The sequence below is a fragment of the Amycolatopsis sp. NPDC059657 genome (assembly GCF_042734395.1).
Taxonomy (GTDB): domain Bacteria; phylum Actinomycetota; class Actinomycetes; order Mycobacteriales; family Pseudonocardiaceae; genus Amycolatopsis.
In genome coordinates, this window is record NZ_JBHWEB010000123.1 from 1 (window position 1) to 20,971 (window position 20,971).

Here is a 20,971-nt window from a genome sequence, read left to right on the forward strand (position 1 = left end):
CAAAAACGGCATCAACACACTCACCGCACTCCGCGACGCCCTCACCGGAAACCCCTGGCTACCAACACACCCAGCAACCACCTGACTAGTTACCCGGCCGGTTCTAACCGGCCGGAACACTCACGACCCCATCGCACGCCCCTGGGCAAAATTGTGGCGCCCGGCGCTCGGTGACCAGAACTGTCGGTGCCCGGGTGGACACTCTGGGGCATGAAGACGAGAGCTTTCGACCTGCTGGTTCCCACTCGCTGCGCTGGTTGCGGCGCTGTGGGTGAGCCGTGCTGTGTGAACTGCGCCGCGGTGTGGGATTCACTCACCGAAGTCGCGCGCGGGCCCACCGCGGGGCTGGTGCCCGTGTACGCACTGGCCGCCTACCGCGGCGTCGCGAGGCGGCTGGTGCTCGCCTACAAGGAGCGGGGCCGCCGGGATCTGGCGCCCGCGCTGGGTGCCGCGCTCGCCGGCGCCGTGCCTTCGATGCCGAACCTGGCCGGCGAGGCCGTCTGGCTGGTGCCGGTCCCGTCGAAGGCTTCCGTTTCGCGGATGCGGGGCGGGGCGCATATGGCGCGGCTGGCGCGGTGGTGTGCCCGTGCGCTCGGGGACGGCGCCGCCGTCGCGCCGGCGCTGCGGCTCGATCCCAGGGTGCGGGACGCGGTGGGGCTCGGGGGAAGGGAGCGGGCGGCCAATCTGGCGGGAAAAGTGCGGCTTCGGGAGCGCGGGCTCGCGCCGCGGGGGTCGCGGGTGATTTTGCTGGATGACGTCATCACGAGCGGTTCGACAGCGGCCGCTTGCGTGCGCGTGCTCGCATTAGGCGGAATGCATGTTGCCGCCGTGTTGACACTCACCGCAGCCGGGTGAACCCCATATCACCTACACGAGTGATCCGCAGTGGGAACGCGAGCGGGCACGTGGCCGTTGTCGGGATATGAGGATCTTCGCGAGAAGCACACCGGCGCCGGGTGAGTCCACTCCGGTGGCGGCTGAAACCTCGCGGATGATCACCCTCGGGACAGGCGGCACATTTCGGTTGCGCCGTCAGTGTGAAAATCCCACTCATCCCATACGTCGAACGGGCCGGGTAACCGAGCGTTTCACCAGTGTTTCGCTGCGCGCAGTGACGAGTTCTCACAAGATGACATCCCCCGGCTCGGGGGCTGTTGTAACGCGCGTGATGAAGCTAACGTGCTCCGCTATCAGCTATCCCGGCCAGACAGGGAGGTGAACAGCCCATGTCCCTGGCGCCGCTGGTGCGCTGAGTCCGCGTTCGGTGGTACGGCACGAGACGTCGTGAACCGTCACTGAGTTCTCTCACCGCCCTTTGAGGGCATACGTCCCCGCTTTACCGGCGCCCTAGTGAACACAAAAGGCTCGCAGTCAATTCAGCGAGGGAGGTCGTGTATGGACATCGTCGTGAAGGGTCGTAACGTAGAGGTGCCTGAGCACTATCGGGCACTCGTCGGCGAAAAGCTGACCCGTCTAGAGCGCTATGACAAGAAGGTCATCCGTTACGACGTGGAGCTCTTCCACGAGCCCAACCGCAGGCAGTCGAAGAACTGCCAGCGTGTCGAAATCACCGGAAAGGGCAAGGGACCCGCGGTCCGCGCGGAAGCCTGTGCCGGGGATTTCTATGCCGCTCTCGACCTGGCGGTGACAAAACTCGAAAACCGACTGCGCAAATCGCACGATCGACGCAGGGTGCACTACGGGCGCCGAGTGCCGGAGTCTGTCTCCGCGGCGACCTCGATTGCCGGTGGCGAATCCGCCCCGATGGACGGTGCACAACCCATGACGAGTACGGCGGTGCTTGAGGCGCCCGCTGTGGCCGCTGCCGGATTCGGGGCCATGAGCCCGGAGGAAGTAGACCTCCCCGAGCAGCGCTGGGACGACGGAGTAGCCGAACACGTACCCGGCCGGATCGTCCGCGAAAAGGAACACACCGCCGAACCCATGACCGTCGACCAGGCTCTCTACGAGATGGAACTGGTCGGACACGACTTCTATCTGTTCAACGACTCCGCGGCCGGTTGCCCGAGTGTCGTTTACCGAAGGCGAGGCTTCGATTACGGCGTGATCCGGCTGGCGAAGTAAGCCGCCCGAAACGTCCACGAAGGGCCCGCACGCGACTCGCGTGCGGGCCCTTCGCATGGAACTTGCGCACGCGACTGCACGTTGGCAGTAACGTTCCCTACGATGGGGGTCAACTGCGGGTACGGGCCTGGCCCGGACGCGCAGGTCATAGTGCCCGGGGGCGGCCCGGGTCCGAGCAATCTACTGGCTAGTGAGGTCGACCGGGATGGTTCTGAATCGCCTGCTCCGCGTGGGCGAGGGCAAGATGGTCAAGCGGCTGCGCCACATCGCCGACCACATCAACACCCTCGAAGACGACGTCAAGGACCTGACGGACGCCGAGCTGCGGGCCAAGACCGACGAGTTCAAGCAGCGCTACGCCGAGGGCGAGGATCTCGACGACCTCCTGCCCGAGGCCTTCGCGGTGGTCCGCGAGGCCGCGTGGCGCGTGCTGGGCCAGCGGCCGTACGACGTCCAGCTCATGGGCGGCGCCGCGCTGCACCTCGGCCAGGTCTCCGAAATGAAGACCGGTGAGGGCAAGACCCTCACGGAGGTGGCGCCCGCGTACCTCAACGCCATCTCCGGCAAGGGCGTCCACGTCATCACGGTCAACGACTACCTCGCCAAGCGAGACGCGGAGTGGATGGGCCGCATCCACCGCTTCCTCGGCCTCGAGGTCGGCGTGATCCTGTCCGAGCAGACCCCCGAGGTCCGCCGCCAGATGTACGCCGCCGACATCACGCACGGCACGAACAACGAGTTCGGCTTCGACTACCTGCGCGACAACATGGCGTGGGACCTCGCCGACTGCGTGCAGCGCGGCCACAACTTCGCGATCGTCGACGAGGTCGACTCGATCCTCATCGACGAGGCGCGGACCCCGCTGATCATCTCGGGCCCCGCCGACCAGTCCTCGCGGTGGTACACCGAGTTCGCGCGGCTGACCCCGCTGATGAAGCCGGAGATCCACTACGAGGTGGACATCCGCAAGCGCACCGTCGGTGTCACCGAGAAGGGTGTCGCGTTCGTCGAGGACCAGCTCGGCATCGACAACCTGTACGAGGCGGCGAACACCCCGCTCGTCGGGTACCTGAACAACGCGCTGAAGGTCAAGGAGCTCTACAAGCGCGACAAGGACTACATCGTCCGCAACGGCGAGGTCCTGATCGTCGACGAGTTCACCGGCCGCATCCTGGCTGGCCGCCGCTACAACGAGGGCATGCACCAGGCGATCGAGGCCAAGGAAGGCGTCGAGATCAAGGCGGAGAACCAGACGCTCGCCACGATCACGCTGCAGAACTACTTCCGCCTCTACGACAAGCTGGCCGGCATGACCGGTACGGCCGAGACCGAGGCCGCCGAGTTCCACCAGACCTACAAGCTGGGTGTGGTGCCGATCCCGACGAACAAGCCGATGATCCGCGCCGACCAGCCGGACCTCATCTACAAGACCGAGCAGGCCAAGTTCGAGGCCGTCGCCGAGGACATCGCCGAGCGGCACGAGAAGGGCCAGCCGGTCCTCGTCGGCACCACGAGCGTCGAGAAGTCCGAGCACCTGTCGAAGCTGCTGCTCAAGATGGGCGTCCCGCACGAGGTGCTGAACGCGAAGCACCACGACCGTGAGGCGCTGATCGTCGCGCGCGCCGGTCGCAAGGGCGCGGTCACGGTCGCCACGAACATGGCGGGCCGTGGTACCGACATCGTGCTCGGCGGCAACCCGGACATCATCGCCGACGAGGTGCTGCGCGAGCGCGGCCTCGACCCGGTCGAGCACTCCGAGGAGTACGAGGCCGAGTGGCCGAAGGTGCTCGAGGAGGTCAAGAAGCAGGCCGAGGCCGAGGCGGCCGAGGTCAAGGAGGCCGGTGGCCTCTACGTGCTCGGCACCGAGCGCCACGACTCCCGCCGCATCGACAACCAGCTGCGCGGCCGATCCGGGCGTCAGGGCGACCCCGGTGAGTCCCGGTTCTACCTGTCGCTGGGCGACGACCTGATGAAGCGCTTCAACGCTTCGATGGTCGAGCGCGTCATGACCACCATGCGCCTGCCGGACGACATGCCGATCGAGCACAAGATGGTCTCCAAGGCCATCAAGAGCGCGCAGACGCAGGTCGAGCAGCAGAACGGCGAGATCCGCAAGAACGTCCTGAAGTACGACGAGGTGATGAACCTCCAGCGCAAGGTGATCTACAAGGAGCGCCTGCGCGTACTGGAGGGCGAAGACCTCTCCGAGCAGGTCGTGCACATGCTCACCGGTGTCGTCGACGAGTACGTCACCGCCGCGACCGCCGACGGCTACGCGGAGGACTGGGACCACGAGAAGCTGTGGACCGCGCTGAAGGGGCTCTACCCGGTCAAGGTGACCTGGGACGAGCTGGTCGAGGAAGAGGACCTGGACGCCGAGCGCCTGCGTGACGCGCTGCGGTCCGACATTCTCGACGCCTATACCGCCCGCGAGCACGACATCGAGTCCAAGGCGGGCGAAGGCACCATGCGGGAGCTCGAGCGCCGCGTGATGCTGTCCGTGCTGGACCGTAAGTGGCGTGAGCACCTCTACGAGATGGACTATCTCAAGGAGGGCATCGGCATGCGGGCGCTCGCGCAGCGTGACCCGCTGATCGAGTACCAGCGCGAAGGCTACGACATGTTCAACGCCATGCTGGACTCGCTGAAGGAGGAGGCCGTCGGCTTCCTGTTCAACCTTCAGGTCGAGGTCACCGAGCCGGAGCCCGCGGCAGAGGACGCCACCGCGCTGCCAGGGGGTCTCTCGCCCAACGGCAACGGCCAGGCGCCCGAAGGCCGTCACTCGCGTCCCGCGCCGCCGCAGCCGCCGTCCACGGACACCAAGTCCGTCCCGTCGGCACTGCGTGGCAAGGGCCTGGAGAACGGCAACCCGCAGACCGGCCTCACCTTCTCCGGCCCCGCCGAAGACGGTGAAGCCGAGTCGCACGCGGACGCGGCGGGCGACTCCGACGCCGCGGGTGTCACGCGCCGCGAGCGCCGTGCCGCCCAGCGCGAGCAGGCCAAGAAGGGCAAGCGCGGCCCCCGCCGCTAAACCCGCAGCTCACAGCTCGTGAGTGGTATGACCGGTTCTAACCGGCCGTACCACTCACGAGCTTTTTCATGCGGTTTTGCGCTGGCCGCGCTCTTTGGTCTCCAGTACCTCGAACCGGCTGCAGCGCCAGCCTGCCGCGTTGCGCTCGAACCGGGCAGCGGCGGCGAACACGCGTGACCCGGCTTCGACGGTCGCGCAGGCTTCGATCGCGCCGTCGGCCGGGTAGCAGGTGTGGATCGTCCGCATCGTGTAGCGGACGCCCAGCGCGCGCCTGCGGTCGACGAGGCGTTCGTACAGCGCCAGGCTGACGAGCGGCCGCACCTGGCCAGGCGGGCGCCTGCCGTCGCAGGTCTCCAGGATCATGCGGATCATCCGGCCCAGCTTCTGGTTGTCCGGCGGCAGCTCGTGCGCGCTGGTCAGCGTTCGCCGCCTGCGTCCGCCGGAGAGCTCCAGATCGAACGAGAGCTGCCCGTCCGGGTCCTCACGCCGCTGCCGGACGCGAGGTGGCCTGGCGGCGGCGCGCCCGGTCGGTTCGAAGGGCGCGAGCGGTCTCAACCACACGGCGGTCATCAGAGGTCCCCCCTCTTCGGCGGCCCGGCCGGCCGCCTCCACCCTGTTAGTGCGGGCAACCCCCGGAATCCATGCACACCTCACCCGAACGTGTCAGCCTAGGCTGGGGAGATGCGGGGTTTGATCGTCGATTACGCGGGTGTGCTCACCGATCCGGACGCGGAGGAGCTCTATGTGGAGCTGAAAGCGTTGCGGGAGCGGGGAATCCGCACCGCGCTGCTGTCCAACGCGCCGGGGGCGTCGGCGGCGGCCAAGCGCTCGCTGGAGCCGTTCTTCGACGCGCTCGTGTTCTCCGGCGAGGTGGGCGTCGCGAAGCCGTCACGCGAGGTCTACCTGCTCACGGCCGGTCTGCTCAGCCTGCCGGCCGACCACTGCGTCTTCGTCGACGACTCCGCGCGCAACGTCCACGGCGCCGTCGCCGCGGGCATGGCGGGCGTGCACCACACGTCGGTGGCGGGCACGCTCACCGAGATCAGCGCGCTGTTCCCCGCCTGACCAGCTCGAACGAGAGCACCGCGGCGGCCGCGGAGACGTTGAGCGACTCGACGTCGCCGGGCATCGGGATCGACACCCACTCGGTGACCAGTTCGCCGACCTCGGCGCCGACCCCGGCCGTCTCGCCGCCGAGCACGAACGCGGCGCGCTGCGGCAGCTCGATGTCGAACACCGAGCTTCGCGCCGACGCGCCGAGCGCGAACAGCCCGTAGCCCGCCTCGACCAGCATCTCGGCGGCCTCACGCGCGGTCCCGCAGCGCAGGACCGGCGCCCGGAACGCGACGCCCGCCGACGCCTTGACGACCATCGGGTCCAGCGCCGCGACCCCGCGCCTCGGCACGATGACGCCTTCGAGGCCCGCCGCGGTGGCCGTCCGCAGGATCATGCCGACGTTGGCGGGGGTGGTGATGCCGTCGAGCAGCAGCACGCGTGCGGGCGGGCGTTTGCCCGCGAGCGCGGCGGCCAGCGTCGACATGCGGGGCGCGACGACGTCCGCGAGCACGCCCTGGTCCTGCTTGCCGTTGCCGGCGAGCACCTTCACGCGGTGCGCGCTCGCGCGCTGGACCACGACGCCCGCGGCCTTGGCCGCCTGCAGGATCTCGGCGGCGGCCTGGCCTCGCGCGGTGTCGGCGAGTATCACCTTGTCCACCACGAGCGAGGCGTCGTCGAGTGCCTCGAGAACCGGCTTTCTGCCATACACGGTCAAGAACCGGTCTTTCGGCGATATCTCATGCTCAACACCCACGCCGCGCAGTGTCGCACTGTGTCAGGATCACGTCATGCCCGACCGCCTTTCCGCGCTGGACGCCTCCTTCCTGTACGTGGAGGACCACGCGACCCCCATGCACGTCGGCGGGGTCGCGGTTTTCGAACGGCCGAGCAGCGGCTTCGACTACGAGCAGCTGCTCACGCTGATCGGCCAGCGGCTGGCGTACCTGCCGCGGTACCGGCAGCGCGTGCTGGAGGTGCCGGGGCACCTGGCGAGGCCGGTCTGGGTCGACGACGTCGACTTCGACCTCAACTACCACGTGCGGCGCTCCGCGTTGCCGGAGCCAGGCACGGACGAGCAGCTGTTCGACCTGGTCGCGCGGCTGATGTCACGGCGGCTCGACCCCGAGCGGCCGTTGTGGGAGGCGTATTTCGTCGAGGGGCTGGCAGGCGACAAGGTCGCGCTGGTGACCAAGACGCACCAGTCGGTGGTCGACGGGGTCGGCACGATCGAACTCGGGCAGCTGATCCTCGACACCACGCCGCAGGAGCCGGACCCGATCGACGACACGTGGACCCCGCGCCGCCAGCCGAACCGCACGCAGCTGGTGCTCGACGCGATCAGCGAGACCGTGCAGCGGCCGGGTGAGCTGGTCGAGAACGTCCGCTCCGCCGCCAACGACGCCGCCGCGACCGCCGAGAAGGTCGTGGAGGCGCTCGGCGGTGTCGCGTCGGCCGTGCGGACCGTGGTGCGGCCCGCGCCCGCCGGGCCGCTGAATGTGCGCGTTTCCGGTGGGCGGATGTTCGCCGTGGTGCGGACGCGGCTGGAGGACTTCCGCAAGATCCGCGCCGAGCAGGGCGGCACGGTCAACGATGTCGTGCTCGCCTGCATCACCGGCGCGCTGCGCGAGTGGCTGCTCTCGCGCGGGTCGGCGCTGACCTCGTCGACCACCGTCCGCGCGCTGGTGCCGATGGCGGTGCGCGACGCGGAGACCGCCGAGTACTCGACGCCGGGCCTGGTCGGCAACCAGGTGGCGGCCTACCTGGTCGACCTCCCGGTCGGCGAGCCCAACCCGGTGCTGCGGCTGCAGCACATCGGCCACGCGATGGCCGACCATCTCAACTCGGGTCGTTCGGTCGCCGCGCGTGCGCTGCTGACCGTCGGCGGTTTCGCGCCCGCGACACTGCATTCGCTCGGCGCGCGGGCCGCCGGGACGTTCTCGAGCCGCATCTTCAACCTGATGATCACCAACTCGCCGGGCCCGCAGGTGCCGTTGTACGCGGGGCAGGCGAGAATGGTCGAGATGTTCCCGGTCATGCCGCTCGTCCGCAACCAGGCACTCGCCATCGGCGTCACGTCGTACCACGGCGGTGTCTACTTCGGACTGAACGGCGACCGCAAGGCAGTGTCCGATGTGGACGTTCTCGCCGGGATGATCGAGGAATCCTTGGAAGAGCTAAAAGGAGCACACTGGTGAGGGTCTACCTGCCCGCGACGATCGACATGCTCCGCGACCTGAACACCTCGGGTGAGTTCCGCGCGCGCAGCGGCACCGGTTTCGCGCTGACGCCCGCGCTGCGCGAGTCCTACGCGAGCGGCTCCGACGAGGAACTCGAATACGCGGCACTGCTCGACGCGGCCCGCGCCTCACTGCGCCTGATCAGCGCCGCCGAAAAGCCCGAAGACCTCCCGCCGCGCCGCGTGGTCATCTCGGCCGACGTCGAAGACGCCACCCTGCGCCCCGACCTCGACTACGCGGTCGTCCGCCTGAACGGCCCCATCCCGCTCTCCCAGGTCGCGGCCATCCACGTCGATGCCTCCGAGGCCGAGCCCGCGGTACTGGACGCGGCCCGCGCGATCGACGCCGCCGACCTCGGCGACCCGGACGCCGAGTTCATCCTCGGCGAGGCGGAGGACCACGAACTCGCCTGGTACGCCGCTCAGGAACTGCCCTTCCTGCTGGAACTGCTCTGAGTTTTCACCCCTCTGACCTGGCCTTATTCGGGTTGTCCACAATCACTTGCCGCTGTGGACAACCCGGGTTTTCCGGCGTGCCCGGCCTGGGGTCTCGGTAAGCTGGACGTGGGGCGGCCCCCCAGGGAGTGGCGGGGGATGGTTGCTTAGGGGCGCGTGGGTTCGAACCACGCGGGGCCGGGTGCCGGGAGTTCGGGTTTCCAGCCGGTGGCGTCCATCAGACGGTTCGAGACGACGCGCTGTGAGCGCGCCAGCACCGCCATCATCGGGATCCGGTCGGCGAGCCGGCGGGGCAGCGCGTGCGGTTTCCGGGCACCGGCGGCCGCGGCCATCGCCTCGCCCAGCACCTGCTTGCGGACCGGCTCGGCGCCCACGTTGTAGACGCCGCTGGGCGCGCGCAGCGACGCGACAGCGGCCGCCGCCGCGTCGGCGGGGTGGATCGCGCAGGTCCAGTCGTCACGGCGGCCGATGATCAGCGGTGCGCCGTAGCGGGCCGCGGCGAGCTGGACCTTGGTCATCGCGTCGTCGCCGACGAGCACGCCGATGCGCAGGCGGATCGCCGACCGGCCGGTCGACTCCAATTCCGCGATGTTCGCGTGCCCTTGTGGTGAGGAGGCGGTGACACCCGACGGCGCCAGCGGGGCGTCTTCGTCGAGCGGGGTGTCGCCGCCGTCCGCGTAGACGAAGGAAATTCCTTCCTGGACAACGGTTTTCACTGAGTCCACAAGGGACACCGCAGTGGCCAGCACTCGTGTTCCTTCGAGACGGAGCCGGTCGTTTTCGGCCCAGCCGGACCGGCGGACCGCCGCCGAGGCCGGTGGAATCCGGGTCGCCAGATTGAGCACGGCCTCGTGCCCGCGCAACACCGAGGCCAGTGACTCCACGTCGAACAGGTCGCCGGTGACCGGCGCCGCCCCGGTCGCCCGCACCGCGCTTTCCCGCCCGGCGCGGGCGAAGCCGCTCACTTCGTGCCCGTCGGCCAGCAGCCGCCGCACCGCGGGCCTGCCGAGCACTCCGGTCGCCCCGATGACCAGCACCTTCATCACGCGTCCCCTTTCGTCCTCACCTGGACGAGGCAGCTCGCGCGAACGTGACACCGGGGTCGTGAGCGTTGCGGGCGGTTAGAACCGCCCGCAACGCTCACGACCCGGGTAGCGCGCCGATCTGGTCCGCGGGCGGAGCTTGGACATCCGCCTGCGCGCCCCACTCGCTGTACTTCGCGGTGATCTTCGCGGGCGAGCCGTCCGGCGCACCAGCCGCCTTGAGCAGCGCCGACAGGTCCATCGACACCTCGGCCGGGCGATGTTGCGCGTCGACCCAGAGCTCCACCGGGAACCGGTCCGCCTTGCCCTGGATCTCCTTGACCACGTCCGGTGAGAGCCCGGCGGGCAGCCGGTCACCCAGCCGGGCGAGGTCGACGTCGAACCAGTAGTGGTCGACGCCGTCGCCGTGCTCGGCGCGCACCAGGGTGCCCGCTCGCCGCAGTTGCTCGACCGTCCTCGCCGGGTCGCTTTGCTTGGCCACCTGATCCAGGCTCGCGCCCATCGCCTGCGAGAACGGGTCCTGGCCGTCCGCGCTGAGCTTCGCCCACGGCTTGGCCGCGTCGGCGCCAGGCACCTTGACGTACAACAGCTTGTCGACCAGCCGCAGTTCCATCGGCTCGCCGGAGAGATCCATCGACATCGCCAGCGCGGTGCCCGCGGTGTCGAACCGTGCCTGGCCGCGGCCGGTCGTCCGTACCCCGCCGATGGCGAGGTCGGTGCTGAACTTGGCCGCCTTGCCCTGCGTCAGAGCGGTCGAGACCGCCTGCGTCAGCTGCTGCGTGTCACCGAACAGCGGGGGCCGCTCCGGCTCGCTGTCGCAGGCCACGAGCAGGAAAGCCATCGCCAGCAAGGCCGTTCTTCGCATCGTCACAGCGTCGCACGAAGCCCCGAAAACACAATGGCGCCCCTCGGGGAAACCCGAGGGGCGCCATCGAAAGAGCGAAACTACTTCTTCGGCATGTCGCCGACCTGGTCGGCCGGAGGCGCCTGCACGTCGACCGGGCCACCCCAGTCGGTGTACTTCATGGTCATCTTCATCTCGCCCATCTGCTTGGCCTGGGGAGAGTCGCCGGCGATCTCTTTCATCATCGGGCCCATGTCCATCTCGATCTTGACCGGCAGGTTGTCGGCGTTGACGAACAGCTCCATCGGGATGATGAGGTTCTTGCCCTTGAGCTGGTCGACCGCTTCCGCCGGGATACCGGAGGGCATGTTGTTCTTCATCTTCTCGAAGTCGAGGTCCACCGAGTAGTGGTTGACCGGCTGACCGTCGAGCGTGGTCTTCTCGGACTTCTTGATGGTGCCGGCGTCCTTGATCTGCTCAAGGGTCTTCGCCGGGTTGTTCTGCTCGAGAAGCTGGTTGAAGTCGGCGCCGAACGCCTGCTTCGAGGCGGCGGCGTCGTCGAGCGACACCTTCGCCCACTCCTTCGTCATACCCGACTTCGCGCGAAGGGCTTCCGGCATCTTCATGTAGACGACCTTGTCGACAAGGCGCATCTCGATCTGCATGCCCATCATGTCCATGGTCATGGCCATCTTGGAGTTGGCGCCCGAGTACTCGGCCTGCCCGCTGCCCTTCATGGTGATCCCCGCCATGGCGGTCTCCATGGTGAACTTCGAGGACTTGGACTTCTCGGTGCCAGCCTTCGCCGCGTCGGCGAGCTGAATCGGGTCGCTGAACAGGGCGCTGATGGCGTCCTTCTGCTCGCCACCGGGCGCGGGAGCGGCCGTGCCGTTGCCATCGGTCTTTCCGCCACAGGCGGTCAGCGCCAGAACGAGGGCGGCGCCCCCAGCCACCAATGCTGCCTTACGCATTCAAAAACCCCTCATCGTCAAGTTTCCATCCCAGCCCGAGAAGCCAGCAGCCGTCGCAACGACGCCAGCCTGTCCGCTCGTGCCGGACTCTCGCCGACCACATCGTCGAGAGCGCAATCCGGGTCATCGGGCGACCCCAGGTGTCCGCAGCCGGACGGGCATTCCTCAGCCGCCGCCGCGAACTCTTCGAACGCGTTGACGATGTCGTCACCAGTGACATGCGCCAACCCGAAAGATCGTACGCCCGGCGTGTCGATCACCCACCCGCCCCCGGGCAGTGGTAGCGCGATCGCCGTCACAGAAGTGTGTTTACCCTTCCCGACCGCGCTGACCACCCCGATGGGCAGCGAGGCGTCCGGCACCAGCCGATTGACCAAAGTGGACTTGCCGACGCCGGAATGCCCGACCAGCGCCGTCACCTTGCCCTTCAAACGCTCTTCGAGGCCTTCAGGTTGCCTGTCCTGGCGGGTGACTATCGCGGGCACGTCCAAGCCCGCGTAGCTGGCGAGCAGCTCGTCCGGGCTGGCCAGGTCGGACTTGGTCAGGCACAGCACCGGTTCGAGGCCGCCGGCGTAGCAGGCGACCAGGCAACGGTCGATGAAACCGGTGCGTGGCGGCGGATCGGCGAGCGCGGTGACGATCAGCAGCTGCTCGGCGTTGGCGACGACCACCCGCTCGAACGGATCGGTGTCGTCGGCCGTGCGGCGCAGCACGCTGGTGCGTTCGTCCACCCGGATGATGCGCGCCAGCGTGTCCGGCTTGCCGCTGACGTCGCCGACGATGCCCACCGAGTCGCCGACCACGATCGGGGTACGGCCGAGTTCCCGCGCGCGCATCGCGGTGACCACCCGATCGGGGTCACCGTCGAGCGCGCAGGTCCAGCGCCCGCGGTCCTTCGTGACCACCAGCGCGGTCGACGCGTCGGCATGCTCCGGGCGGCGCTTGCTGCGCGGACGGGTGCTCTTGCCGGGACGCACCCGGACGTCGGTCTCGTCCAGCTTGCGCCAGTCACCGCTACCCAAACCAAGCACGCCCTTCCGTGTTCACCTCCACAGATGATCCCACGACGCTCGCCATCGCCGCGCGAACCGTGTAACGATGGCGCACCAGAGGGCCGTGCGACGAGGAGGTTCGAGCGATGTGTGGCCGCTATGCGGCCTCGAAGGACCCGGCCACATTGACCGCGGAGTTCGAGGCAGCGGACCTGACGGGCGGCGAAGGGTCGTCCACCGACTACTCCGCCGATTACAACGTCGCACCGACCAAAACCGTGCCCACGGTGGTGCAACGCCACCCGCGCGACGCGGACGGCCAGGTGCTCGAAGACGAGCCCGCCACGCGCCAGCTGCGGCTGATGCGCTGGGGACTGGTGCCGTTCTGGGCGAAGGACCCGTCCGTCGGCAACAAGATGATCAACACCCGCGCCGAGACGGCGACGGAGAAGCCCGCGTTCCGCAAGGCGCTGTCGAGCAGGCGCTGCCTGGTGCCCGCCGACGGCTGGTACGAGTGGAAGCGCGACGGCAAGGAGAAGGAAGCCTTCTACATGACCGGACCGGGTGACGCGTCGCTCGCGTTCGCCGGGATCTGGGAGACCTGGCGCAAGCCGGGCACCGACGATCCGCCGCTGGTCACCTTCTCGGTGCTGACCACCGACGCGGTCGGGCAGCTCACCGAGGTGCACCACCGGATGCCGCTGCTGCTGCCCGCCGAGAACTGGGGCGAGTGGCTCGACCCCGACCGGGCGGACGTCACCGGGCTGCTCAGCCCGACCCCGCTGTCGTTCGTCGACACGCTGGAGCTGCGTCCCGTGTCCAACCGGGTGAACAACGTGCGCAACAACGGCCCGGAGCTCATCGCCCGCGCCGAGCAGGCGCAGCCGCTCGACGAGAGCGCCCTGTTCGAGCTGCCGAAATGACGCGCATCGAGATCGAGACCTCCTTCGGTCCCGCACGGGCCGAGCTGCACTGTGCCGAAGAGGGCGTCGCGGTGCTGATGCTCGGCCACGGCGCCGGCGGCGGCACGTCGGCGCCGGACCTGGTCGCGGTCACCAGGGCGGCGCAGGCCGTCGGCGTGCACGTGGTGCTGGTGGAACAGCCGTACCGCGTCGCCGGGCGCCGCGCGCCGGCGCCGGCCAGGCAGCTGGACGAGTCCTGGCTGACCGTCGCCGACGAGATCACCGCCCGCTTCGACGGGTTGCCGCTGGTGTTCGGCGGCCGCTCGTCCGGCGCGCGCGTGGCGTGCCGGACGGCTTCGGAGGGGCAGGCGGTGGCGGTGCTGTGCCTCGCGTTCCCCGAGCACCCGCCTGGCAAGCCGGAGAAGAGCCGTCAGGACGAGCTCGACGGCGTCGAGGTGCCGGTGCTGGTACTGCAGGGGGAGAACGACCCGTTCGGCCGCCCGGAGCCGCGGCCGCACCACGAGCTCGTCGTGCTCGCGGGCGACCACAACCTCAAGGCCGACCTCGAAGGCGTCTCACGCGCGGCTGCCGAGTGGCTGGAGCGTGTCCTGCGGCCGCTGGCCTAGCCTGCGCCAGGCGTACTGGGCCGTCACCAGCGCCAGTAGCGGGCCCCACAGCAGCAAAGGCGCGTAACAGCAGGCCATCACCACGCCGTAACCCGCACCGGATTCGAAGCTGCCCGCCGACATGGTGAGCCCCGCTTCCTCCCAGCGGAACGCCGACGAGATCGTGAGCACGGTCACCGCGATCGCGCCCGAAGCCGCCGGCACGATCGCGGTGATCGGGTGGATCCCTTTACCTCCAAGGAAAGGGATCCAGCGCGGCCAGACCTCGCCCCATGGCCGTACCAGTCCGAGTGTCAGAAAGGCGAGTGCTTCAGCGAAAACGCTGAGCCCGAACACGTAAGCCGTTCCCCAGCCGGGAATGCCGAATTCGGCGAGTCCCTTTTCGGTGAAGCCGACCGGGATCCGCAAACCCATGGCGATTCGCCAGAGTCCAGAAGGCAACGTCGTCAGCAGCGCGGCATGCGCGCACCAGGTGGCCCAGCGTGGTACTTGCTTCATGGCAAGGAGAATTCCGCACGCGAAGGCCGCGATCCTCCCGCTGGAGGACCGATCGGCTCACCCCTGGGAGGGAGTCACCCGGCGATGGGCGCGACGACCGCGTTGGTCAGCCGCACGAGATCGGCGGGCGCGAGTTCGACCTCCAGGCCGCGGCGCCCGGCCGAGCAGTACACAGTGGTGTGTGCTTCGGCGGACGCGTCGATGACCACGGCCAGCCTGCTGCGGTGCCCGAGCGGCGAGATACCGCCGAGCACGTACCCGGTCGCGCGCTGAGCCGCGACCGGATCGGCCATTTTGGCCTTCTTGCCGCCCGCCGCCGCCGCGAGTGCCTTCAGGTCGAGCTGGCCGGTGACCGGCACGACACCCACGGTGAGCTTGCCGTCGACCTCGGCGACCAGTGTCTTGTAGACCCGCGCCGCGTCGATGCCGAGCACCTCGGCCGCCTCGGTGCCGTAGGACTCGTGGCGGGGGTCGTGGTCGTACGCGTGCAGGGTGTGGGCGATCTTCTGCTTCGTCAGCAACGCGGTCGCGGGGGTGCCCTTGCCAGCCATGTGCGGAAGCTTACTTTCGGCCGGGAATGCTTCTTGGGGCACGGATGTTGAACCGGACGTGCAGACAACCCTCGCTAAGCCAAGCCGCGCGAAGTCGTACCGCGTATCCTCGACGCAGTCGCATGCGCGTCCGCGCATCGACGCGCCTTGGGAAGGGAAAGTTTTGCCGAGCACGCAGGACCCCGCGGTGCCCGATTCGGGGGACAAGCAGCGCGCCGAGCGTTTCGAAAGGGACGCCATGCCGCTGCTCGACCAGCTCTATTCGGCCGCCATGCGGATGACCCGCAACCCGGCCGACGCCGAAGACCTGGTCCAGGAAACCTACTTGAAGGCGTACGCGGCTTTCGCGTCCTTCAAGGAGGGCACCAACCTCAAGGCGTGGATGTACCGCATCCTCACGAACACCTACATCAACGGCTACCGCAAACGTCAGCGGCAGCCGATCCAGCAGCCGACCGAGGAGATCACCGACTGGCAGATCGCCAAGGCCGAGAGCCACACGTCGAGCGGTCTGCGCTCGGCCGAGGTCGAGGCCATGGACAACCTGCCGGACGCCGATGTCAAGGCCGCGCTGCAGAAGCTGCCGGAGGAGTTCCGGCTCGCCGTGTACCTCGCCGACGTCGAGGGCTTCGCCTACAAGGAAATCGCCGAGATCATGGACACCCCCATCGGGACCGTGATGTCCCGCCTCCACCGCGGTCGTGCGCAGCTGCGTGAGCTGCTCGCGGACGTGGCCCGCGAACGTGGTTTCATCCGTTCGGGCAAACGCGAGGAGGTGGCCGGGCGATGAACGACGTCTGCGGCTCGAACGACCCCGACGACAAGGTCAACTGCGACGAGGCGCTCGCCGAGATCTACCTGCTGCTCGACAAGGAGTGCAGCGCCGCGCACGAGGCGGAGCTGCGCAAGCACCTCGACCGGTGCCCGCCCTGCCTCGAGGAGTACGGCATCGACGAGCAGCTCAAGCAGCTCCTGCACCGCAAGTGCGGCGGCGAGCACGCGCCGGAGGACCTCAAGGAGCGGCTCAGGGCGTCGATCCGCAAGACGGTCGAATCGCGTGGCGGGCTGACCATCGAACGCACCGAGATCAGCATCGAGCGCGAGTAGCGCCCGTGACTTGAAAAGGCCCCCTCACCAGCTTGGTGTGGGGGCCTTTTCGCAACGCCGGGACTCAGGCGTTGGGCTTCTTGCCGTGGTTCGCGCCGTTCTTCTTACGGTCGCGACGCTTGCGGGCACGCTTCGACATGCTCACTCCTTGGTGCTCTGGTCAACCCCACCAGTGTGACAGGTGCCTTTCGGGTGGTTGGATCGGGTGATGCTCAAGGACATCCCCGCCGAGATGGTCGGCAACGTGATGAAGGTCGTGGTGAAACCCGGCGACATCGTCGAGGCAGGCGCGATGGTGGTGATCCTCGAGTCGATGAAGATGGAGATCCCGGTGCTCAGCGACTACGCGGGCACGGTCGTCGAACTGCGGGTCGGCGAGGGTGACCATGTCCAAGAAGGCGCCGTTCTAGCGAAGATCGAGGTCGCGTAGCCCTATGTCCACACTGGCCGAGCTGCTGGCGGAGAACACGAGACTGTCCGGCGAGGCCGCCGATCACCTGCAGACGGTGGTCGCCGAGTGGCAGCTGCTCGCGGACCTCTCGTTCGCGGACTTCCTGCTCTGGGTGTCCGTCACCGAGGAACTGCACGCCGGCGGTGGCGACTTCGTGTGCGTCTCGCACGCGCGCCCGACCACCGCGCCGACCGCGCATCCCGAGGACGTCGTCGGCACCCGGTTCACCGTCGAGGAGCATCCGCAGCTGGCCAAGGCCATGCGTGAGGGCCGGATCTGCCGCGAAGAGGACCCGCACTGGTACCGCGACCTGCCGATGCGCCGCGAAGCCGTGCCGGTGACGTTCGGTGGCAAGGTGATCGCCGTGCTCAGCCGCGAGACGAACCTCGCGCAGCCGAGGGTCCCGTCGCCGCTCGAGATCGCGTACCTGGGCAGTGCGGGCGATTTGTGCCAGATGATCGTCGACGGGACGTTCCCGAGCCGCGACAATCAGACGGACACGCACACCAGCCCGCGCGTCGGCGACGGCCTGATCAGGCTCGACGCGGCGGGCACGGTCGTGTTCGCCAGCCCGAACGGGCTATCGGCGTATCACCGGATGGGGCACGAGAGCGACCTCGTCGGCACCCGGCTGGCGCCGCTGACGCGCTCGCTGATCCGCGACCCGTTCGACGCGACCGAGGTGTCGCACCGGATCATCGAGGCGCTCGACGGCAAGCCGAGCAGCCGTACCGAGGCCGATTCGCGGCGCGGCGCCGTGGTCCTGTTCCGCGCGCTGCCGCTGCGGCCGTCCGGTCAGGCGGCGGGCGCGCTGGTGCTCGTGCGTGACGTCACCGAGGTCAAGCGCCGCGACCGGGCGCTGCTGTCCAAGGACGCCACGATCCGCGAAATCCACCACCGGGTGAAGAACAACTTGCAGACGGTAGCCGCGCTGCTGCGTCTGCAGTCACGCCGGACGTCCAGCGAGGAGGCGCGGCTCGCGCTGGCGGAGTCGGTGCGGCGGGTGACGTCGATCGCGATGGTGCACGAGGCACTGTCGATCTCCGTCGACGAGCGGGTGGACCTGGATCAGCTGCTCGACAACGTGCTGCCGATGGTCGGCGAGGTGGCGACCGCGGAATCGCGGGTGAGTTTGTCACGTACGGGCTCGTTCGGGGTGGTCGTCGCCGAGATCGCGACCCCGCTGGTGATGGTTTTGGCCGAGCTCGTGCAGAACGCCATCGGCCACGCGTTCCCGGACGGGCGGCCGGGCAAGGTCGATCTGGTCGTCGAACGCTCGGCGCGCTGGCTCGATGTGGTCATCCGGGACAACGGGCGCGGTCTGCCGTCCGGTTTTTCACTCGAACGAAGCGACGGCCTCGGTCTGCAGATCGTGCGCACGCTCGTCGAGTCGGAGTTGCGGGGCTCGCTTTCGCTGCGCGGCCCGCGCTCCGGGGGGACCGAGGCCGCGCTGCGCATTCCGCTCTCGCGCCGCGTTTAAGGGGTCGTGAGTGTTTTGGCCGGTTAGAACCGGTCAAAACACTCACGACCTCCGGGCACGTTTAAGGCCCGGCACCGAAGAGAAGAGGTGCCGGGCCTAGAGAACGGTTCCGCGGGAGGACTTTGGCAAGTCCCGGGTGGCTTCACTGGGCCGCTATCAGGCGGTTGTGAGCCTCTTGTTAAGCTCAAGCCGGGTAGGTATCACCTCAAGTGGGGTGAGCGCAAGGTCACTCCACCGAAATTACCAACTTCGGCTTGGGTTATGCGATTTAGGCGATGCTACGGGTGCCGATGTGCGTACGGCGGCGCTTGAGAGCGCGTCGCTCGTCTTCGCTCATCCCGCCCCACACGCCTGCGTCCTGTCCACTGGCAAGAGCCCAGGAGAGACAGTCGGAGGCGACGGTGCAGCGGTGGCACACGGTCTTCGCCTGAGCTACCTGCGACAGAGCGGGCCCACTGGTCCCCACGGGGAAGAACAGCTCGGGGTCCTCGTCTCGGCAGGCCGCGTCGTGGCGCCAGTCCATGTTTCTGAGCTCCTAACAACAGCGCGGGAGAGGCCGCGCCATAGATCGTCATGGCGGTCGTTTTTTGGGGTGCTTGTGAATGCTTTCACGAGACACCGCTTTCGACAAGGGTTTTCTGGAGATCGGTGAGTCAGCTCACCCGGCCGAGTTACCTCTCTGACCTGCGGTTTCGTCCTGAAACCGCGTTCAGAGGGGAAGGCCGATGCGGTGAACGGAGCTTTTGTGTCGACGAGCGGCTGTAACACTTTGCCGCAGACGATCAGCCACCGGCCGTCCCGAGTGACCGTCAGACTCTGACTGTCACGGCGTTCGGCACGCTGATGAACTCCACCCGGGTCCGCTGGCCGACCAGGTCCCCGTCTACTTGGAAGTTTACCGGCTCAGCAGCGTCTATGCGGATGATCGGCAGGTCATCGTGACGCACGACGCGCCTGCCTTTTTGGTTCCCTTTGGCGCTGAGCGCACGGCGTAAGGCCTTGAACACGGTGGGCACACCGAGACCGTTCAACGCGAACAGGCCCAGCCCGCCGTCGAACGAGCACTCCTTGTTCAGGTGCACCGGCCGCTCACCGAGGTAACTCCACGGATCGGTGTTCGACACGAACGCCGTGACCACCTCTCGCGGCTCTTCACCTGGTACGCGCACGGTCAGCTTCGGCCTGCCCAGCGGCGGCCGGAAGTGGGAGGCGATGGCAGCACGCATATACAGCCCCGAAGTGGTCTGCTTGCCGCGCTTCTTCGCGACGCGGGCGACGACGTCGGCGTCCCAGCCCATGCCCGCGTTGAAGGTGAACCAGTGGCCGTCGGCCAGCCCGAGCCCGACCTGGCGGCTGGTGTCCTCTTCGATGGCGCGCAGCAGCTGGTGGGTGGCCTCGACGGGGTCGGGGGAGATACCGAGCGCGCGGGCGAACACATTGGCAGAGCCGCCCGGCACGACACCGAGCATCGGGAGGCGGCCGATCTCGGCGGGATCGCCGTCGGCGTCGGCCAGCAGGCCGTTGACGACCTCGTTGACCGTGCCGTCGCCGCCGTGCGCCACCACCAGGTCGAGGCCGTCACGAGCCGCGGACCTGGCCACCGCCATCCCGTGGCCGCGATAAGCCGTCTCCACGACCTCGAGCTTGACCTGGCTCGCGAGCGCATGGGCAAGCACGTCCCGGCCACCGGCGGTGGTCGAGGTGGCCTGGGGGTTCACGATGAGGACGGCACGCACTACCCGAGAGTAAGTGACGGCGCCACGGGCGGGGGAATCTCGGACGCCCATGGTGACGAAGTCCTCAAGTCACATCTGGATGCGCGATAACGACCCTGTGGCGGGCAGTCCTCCATCTGTCGATGACATCCGCTGTCGTGACAAGTGCACCCGGGCCGACCGCCCGCTCATCAGACGACACCCTGAATACTGACTCGCGAACGGCCGCGCGAAAACGGCCGACCGGGTGGCTTACGATCAGTTGCGCTCACGCACGGTCACCCGCCCAGGTGAGGCCCCCGTGCGCAAGGTAAGCAGTTGGGAAGGCGACGCACCCGTGCCGTTTACGGACAAGTTCTCCCCGGCGCCGCGCGAGGTCCGAATCGCGGGCGTGATCACCGCGCTCCCCGGTCTCGCGATGGTCGTGCTGGCGGTGCTCCTGCTGGTGAAAACCAGCGAGAGCAGTGGAAACAACCTGCTGGCCGAGGTCGGCTACTACGCGGTGCTCGGCGCGGGCACCATCGCCTGCGGCGCCGGCCTGCTACTGGGCAAGACCTGGGCGCGTTCCCCGTCGGTCGTCGTCGCGCTGATCATGATCGGCGTCGGCTGGTACCTCGCGGGACCGTCCGGCCAGCCGGGACCGGGCGTCCCGATCGGACTGCTCGGCGTGCTCGTGCTGGTGCTGCTGTTCCGCCGCGCCTCCCGCGCCTGGGTCCTCGGCCTGCGCGACGGCGAGACCGAGGAAGAGGCGGCCGAGCGTGACGGCGCCGCCGGCCGAGCCGCCCGCCGCGAACGCGACGAGGACTGAGCCCACCCCCGCTCACCTGGCCCACGCGGTCGCTCACCCCGCCCTGGCGACCGCCAACCGCCCCACTGGGGCATCCGTCAGGTCCCGGCCTGGGAAAAAAATCCCAATGTGGCATTGGT

Annotated in this window: 24 protein-coding genes; 13 read left to right on the top strand and 11 right to left on the bottom strand. The window is 68.4% G+C overall.

Annotated features, from left to right (window positions below; genetic code table 11):
- Window positions 1–210: 210 nt before the first annotated feature.
- The 3 genes from ACFV15_RS39870 to secA all read left to right on the top strand — a co-directional run bounded on the left by ACFV15_RS39870 (window position 211) and on the right by secA (window position 5,116).
- Entirely contained in the window at window positions 211–855 is a 645-nt protein-coding gene (locus ACFV15_RS39870) for a ComF family protein (RefSeq protein WP_378357559.1), read from the top strand.
- A 540-nt stretch (window positions 856–1,395) separates the two neighbouring features.
- Window positions 1,396–2,085, top strand: coding sequence for a ribosome hibernation-promoting factor, HPF/YfiA family (gene hpf, locus ACFV15_RS39875; protein ID WP_378357561.1), 690 nt, complete (start codon window positions 1,396–1,398; stop codon window positions 2,083–2,085).
- A gap of 205 nt (window positions 2,086–2,290) precedes the next feature.
- On the top strand, window positions 2,291–5,116 hold the full coding sequence (secA, locus tag ACFV15_RS39880; protein WP_378357563.1) for a preprotein translocase subunit SecA: 2,826 nt from the start codon (window positions 2,291–2,293) through the stop codon (window positions 5,114–5,116).
- A gap of 66 nt (window positions 5,117–5,182) precedes the next feature.
- Here secA and ACFV15_RS39885 read toward each other — a convergent pair whose 3' ends face one another.
- The gene (locus ACFV15_RS39885; RefSeq protein WP_378357565.1) at window positions 5,183–5,686 is read right to left on the bottom strand and encodes an Rv3235 family protein; all 504 of its coding nucleotides are present in this window, start codon (window positions 5,684–5,686) and stop codon (window positions 5,183–5,185) included.
- Window positions 5,687–5,797: 111 nt separating this feature from the next.
- Here ACFV15_RS39885 and ACFV15_RS39890 point away from each other — a divergent pair, with 111 nt between their 5' ends.
- Entirely contained in the window at window positions 5,798–6,181 is a 384-nt protein-coding gene (locus ACFV15_RS39890; protein ID WP_378357566.1) for an HAD-IA family hydrolase, read from the top strand.
- Here the strand turns inward: ACFV15_RS39890 and ACFV15_RS39895 are convergent.
- Window positions 6,159–6,926 (bottom strand): TrmH family RNA methyltransferase, encoded by a 768-nt coding sequence (locus ACFV15_RS39895; protein WP_378357568.1) that lies wholly within the window; start codon window positions 6,924–6,926, stop codon window positions 6,159–6,161. The genes ACFV15_RS39890 and ACFV15_RS39895 overlap by 23 nt on opposite strands.
- A gap of 34 nt (window positions 6,927–6,960) precedes the next feature.
- Between ACFV15_RS39895 and ACFV15_RS39900 the strand changes: the two genes are divergently transcribed.
- Together ACFV15_RS39900 and ACFV15_RS39905 are read left to right on the top strand one after the other, a co-directional pair.
- Window positions 6,961–8,367, top strand: coding sequence for a wax ester/triacylglycerol synthase family O-acyltransferase (locus ACFV15_RS39900; protein WP_378357570.1), 1,407 nt, complete (start codon window positions 6,961–6,963; stop codon window positions 8,365–8,367).
- The gene (locus ACFV15_RS39905) at window positions 8,364–8,864 is read left to right on the top strand and encodes a DUF6912 family protein (protein ID WP_378357572.1); all 501 of its coding nucleotides are present in this window, start codon (window positions 8,364–8,366) and stop codon (window positions 8,862–8,864) included. The genes ACFV15_RS39900 and ACFV15_RS39905 overlap by 4 nt, the downstream gene beginning before the upstream one ends.
- A 146-nt stretch (window positions 8,865–9,010) precedes the next feature.
- On the opposite strand, the gene ACFV15_RS39910 is transcribed toward ACFV15_RS39905, so the two are convergent.
- The 4 genes from ACFV15_RS39910 to rsgA form a co-directional block, all read right to left on the bottom strand.
- Window positions 9,011–9,907: an NAD-dependent epimerase/dehydratase family protein gene (locus ACFV15_RS39910; RefSeq protein ID WP_378357574.1), complete on the bottom strand. Its 897-nt coding sequence runs from the start codon at window positions 9,905–9,907 to the stop codon at window positions 9,011–9,013.
- Between the two features lie 97 nt (window positions 9,908–10,004).
- Window positions 10,005–10,772 (bottom strand): hypothetical protein, encoded by a 768-nt coding sequence (locus ACFV15_RS39915; RefSeq protein WP_378357575.1) that lies wholly within the window; start codon window positions 10,770–10,772, stop codon window positions 10,005–10,007.
- An 80-nt stretch (window positions 10,773–10,852) separates the two neighbouring features.
- Window positions 10,853–11,722 (bottom strand): hypothetical protein, encoded by an 870-nt coding sequence (locus ACFV15_RS39920; protein WP_378357577.1) that lies wholly within the window; start codon window positions 11,720–11,722, stop codon window positions 10,853–10,855.
- A gap of 17 nt (window positions 11,723–11,739) precedes the next feature.
- The gene (gene rsgA, locus ACFV15_RS39925) at window positions 11,740–12,744 is read right to left on the bottom strand and encodes a ribosome small subunit-dependent GTPase A (protein WP_378357612.1); all 1,005 of its coding nucleotides are present in this window, start codon (window positions 12,742–12,744) and stop codon (window positions 11,740–11,742) included.
- A gap of 116 nt (window positions 12,745–12,860) precedes the next feature.
- Between rsgA and ACFV15_RS39930 the strand changes: the two genes are divergently transcribed.
- Together ACFV15_RS39930 and ACFV15_RS39935 are read left to right on the top strand one after the other, a co-directional pair.
- Window positions 12,861–13,637, top strand: coding sequence for an SOS response-associated peptidase (locus ACFV15_RS39930; protein ID WP_378357579.1), 777 nt, complete (start codon window positions 12,861–12,863; stop codon window positions 13,635–13,637).
- Window positions 13,634–14,242 carry an alpha/beta family hydrolase gene (locus tag ACFV15_RS39935; RefSeq protein WP_378357581.1) on the top strand — a complete coding sequence of 203 codons (609 nt, stop codon included), beginning with the start codon at window positions 13,634–13,636 and terminating at the stop codon, window positions 14,240–14,242. The genes ACFV15_RS39930 and ACFV15_RS39935 overlap by 4 nt, the downstream gene beginning before the upstream one ends.
- Here ACFV15_RS39935 and ACFV15_RS39940 read toward each other — a convergent pair.
- Window positions 14,192–14,740 (bottom strand): hypothetical protein, encoded by a 549-nt coding sequence (locus ACFV15_RS39940; protein WP_378357583.1) that lies wholly within the window; start codon window positions 14,738–14,740, stop codon window positions 14,192–14,194. The genes ACFV15_RS39935 and ACFV15_RS39940 overlap by 51 nt on opposite strands.
- Window positions 14,741–14,814: 74 nt before the next feature.
- Window positions 14,815–15,291, bottom strand: coding sequence for a Cys-tRNA(Pro) deacylase (ybaK, locus tag ACFV15_RS39945; RefSeq protein WP_378357585.1), 477 nt, complete (start codon window positions 15,289–15,291; stop codon window positions 14,815–14,817).
- A 163-nt stretch (window positions 15,292–15,454) separates the two neighbouring features.
- On the opposite strand from ybaK, the gene ACFV15_RS39950 reads away from it, so the two are divergent.
- Both ACFV15_RS39950 and rsrA read left to right on the top strand, forming a co-directional pair.
- On the top strand, window positions 15,455–16,081 hold the full coding sequence (locus tag ACFV15_RS39950) for a sigma-70 family RNA polymerase sigma factor (protein ID WP_378357587.1): 627 nt from the start codon (window positions 15,455–15,457) through the stop codon (window positions 16,079–16,081).
- Window positions 16,078–16,398 carry a mycothiol system anti-sigma-R factor gene (rsrA, locus tag ACFV15_RS39955; protein WP_378357589.1) on the top strand — a complete coding sequence of 107 codons (321 nt, stop codon included), beginning with the start codon at window positions 16,078–16,080 and terminating at the stop codon, window positions 16,396–16,398. The genes ACFV15_RS39950 and rsrA overlap by 4 nt, the downstream gene beginning before the upstream one ends.
- 64 nt (window positions 16,399–16,462) lie before the next feature.
- Here rsrA and ACFV15_RS39960 read toward each other — a convergent pair whose 3' ends face one another.
- Window positions 16,463–16,537, bottom strand: a complete 75-nt coding sequence (locus ACFV15_RS39960; RefSeq protein WP_098515123.1) for a 50S ribosomal protein bL37 — start codon at window positions 16,535–16,537, stop codon at window positions 16,463–16,465.
- A gap of 69 nt (window positions 16,538–16,606) precedes the next feature.
- Between ACFV15_RS39960 and ACFV15_RS39965 the strand changes: the two genes are divergently transcribed.
- Window positions 16,607–16,828, top strand: coding sequence for a biotin/lipoyl-binding carrier protein (locus ACFV15_RS39965; protein WP_378357591.1), 222 nt, complete (start codon window positions 16,607–16,609; stop codon window positions 16,826–16,828).
- Between the two features lie 4 nt (window positions 16,829–16,832).
- Entirely contained in the window at window positions 16,833–18,329 is a 1,497-nt protein-coding gene (locus tag ACFV15_RS39970; protein ID WP_378357593.1) for a sensor histidine kinase, read from the top strand.
- Window positions 18,330–18,597: 268 nt separating this feature from the next.
- On the opposite strand, the gene ACFV15_RS39975 is transcribed toward ACFV15_RS39970, so the two are convergent.
- Both ACFV15_RS39975 and ACFV15_RS39980 read right to left on the bottom strand, forming a co-directional pair.
- Window positions 18,598–18,852 carry a WhiB family transcriptional regulator gene (locus tag ACFV15_RS39975; RefSeq protein WP_091289714.1) on the bottom strand — a complete coding sequence of 85 codons (255 nt, stop codon included), beginning with the start codon at window positions 18,850–18,852 and terminating at the stop codon, window positions 18,598–18,600.
- A gap of 286 nt (window positions 18,853–19,138) precedes the next feature.
- A complete protein-coding gene (locus tag ACFV15_RS39980) occupies window positions 19,139–20,065 on the bottom strand; it encodes a diacylglycerol/lipid kinase family protein (RefSeq protein ID WP_378357595.1) in 927 nt (308 codons plus the stop codon).
- A gap of 316 nt (window positions 20,066–20,381) precedes the next feature.
- On the opposite strand from ACFV15_RS39980, the gene ACFV15_RS39985 reads away from it, so the two are divergent.
- Window positions 20,382–20,852, top strand: coding sequence for a hypothetical protein (locus ACFV15_RS39985; RefSeq protein ID WP_378357597.1), 471 nt, complete (start codon window positions 20,382–20,384; stop codon window positions 20,850–20,852).
- The last annotated feature ends 119 nt before the right edge of the window (window positions 20,853–20,971 follow it).

Coding starts and splice junctions, on each gene's coding strand:
- ACFV15_RS39870 (WP_378357559.1), top strand. CDS start 211: ATGAAGACGAGAGCTTTCGACCTGCTGGTTCCCACTCGCTGCGCTGGT.
- hpf (WP_378357561.1), top strand. CDS start 1,396: ATGGACATCGTCGTGAAGGGTCGTAACGTAGAGGTGCCTGAGCACTAT.
- secA (WP_378357563.1), top strand. CDS start 2,291: ATGGTTCTGAATCGCCTGCTCCGCGTGGGCGAGGGCAAGATGGTCAAG.
- ACFV15_RS39885 (WP_378357565.1), bottom strand. CDS start 5,686: ATGACCGCCGTGTGGTTGAGACCGCTCGCGCCCTTCGAACCGACCGGG.
- ACFV15_RS39890 (WP_378357566.1), top strand. CDS start 5,798: ATGCGGGGTTTGATCGTCGATTACGCGGGTGTGCTCACCGATCCGGAC.
- ACFV15_RS39900 (WP_378357570.1), top strand. CDS start 6,961: ATGCCCGACCGCCTTTCCGCGCTGGACGCCTCCTTCCTGTACGTGGAG.
- ACFV15_RS39910 (WP_378357574.1), bottom strand. CDS start 9,907: ATGAAGGTGCTGGTCATCGGGGCGACCGGAGTGCTCGGCAGGCCCGCG.
- ACFV15_RS39915 (WP_378357575.1), bottom strand. CDS start 10,772: ATGCGAAGAACGGCCTTGCTGGCGATGGCTTTCCTGCTCGTGGCCTGC.
- ACFV15_RS39920 (WP_378357577.1), bottom strand. CDS start 11,722: ATGCGTAAGGCAGCATTGGTGGCTGGGGGCGCCGCCCTCGTTCTGGCG.
- ACFV15_RS39930 (WP_378357579.1), top strand. CDS start 12,861: ATGTGTGGCCGCTATGCGGCCTCGAAGGACCCGGCCACATTGACCGCG.
- ACFV15_RS39935 (WP_378357581.1), top strand. CDS start 13,634: ATGACGCGCATCGAGATCGAGACCTCCTTCGGTCCCGCACGGGCCGAG.
- ACFV15_RS39940 (WP_378357583.1), bottom strand. CDS start 14,740: ATGAAGCAAGTACCACGCTGGGCCACCTGGTGCGCGCATGCCGCGCTG.
- ybaK (WP_378357585.1), bottom strand. CDS start 15,291: ATGGCTGGCAAGGGCACCCCCGCGACCGCGTTGCTGACGAAGCAGAAG.
- rsrA (WP_378357589.1), top strand. CDS start 16,078: ATGAACGACGTCTGCGGCTCGAACGACCCCGACGACAAGGTCAACTGC.
- ACFV15_RS39965 (WP_378357591.1), top strand. CDS start 16,607: ATGCTCAAGGACATCCCCGCCGAGATGGTCGGCAACGTGATGAAGGTC.
- ACFV15_RS39970 (WP_378357593.1), top strand. CDS start 16,833: ATGTCCACACTGGCCGAGCTGCTGGCGGAGAACACGAGACTGTCCGGC.
- ACFV15_RS39975 (WP_091289714.1), bottom strand. CDS start 18,852: ATGGACTGGCGCCACGACGCGGCCTGCCGAGACGAGGACCCCGAGCTG.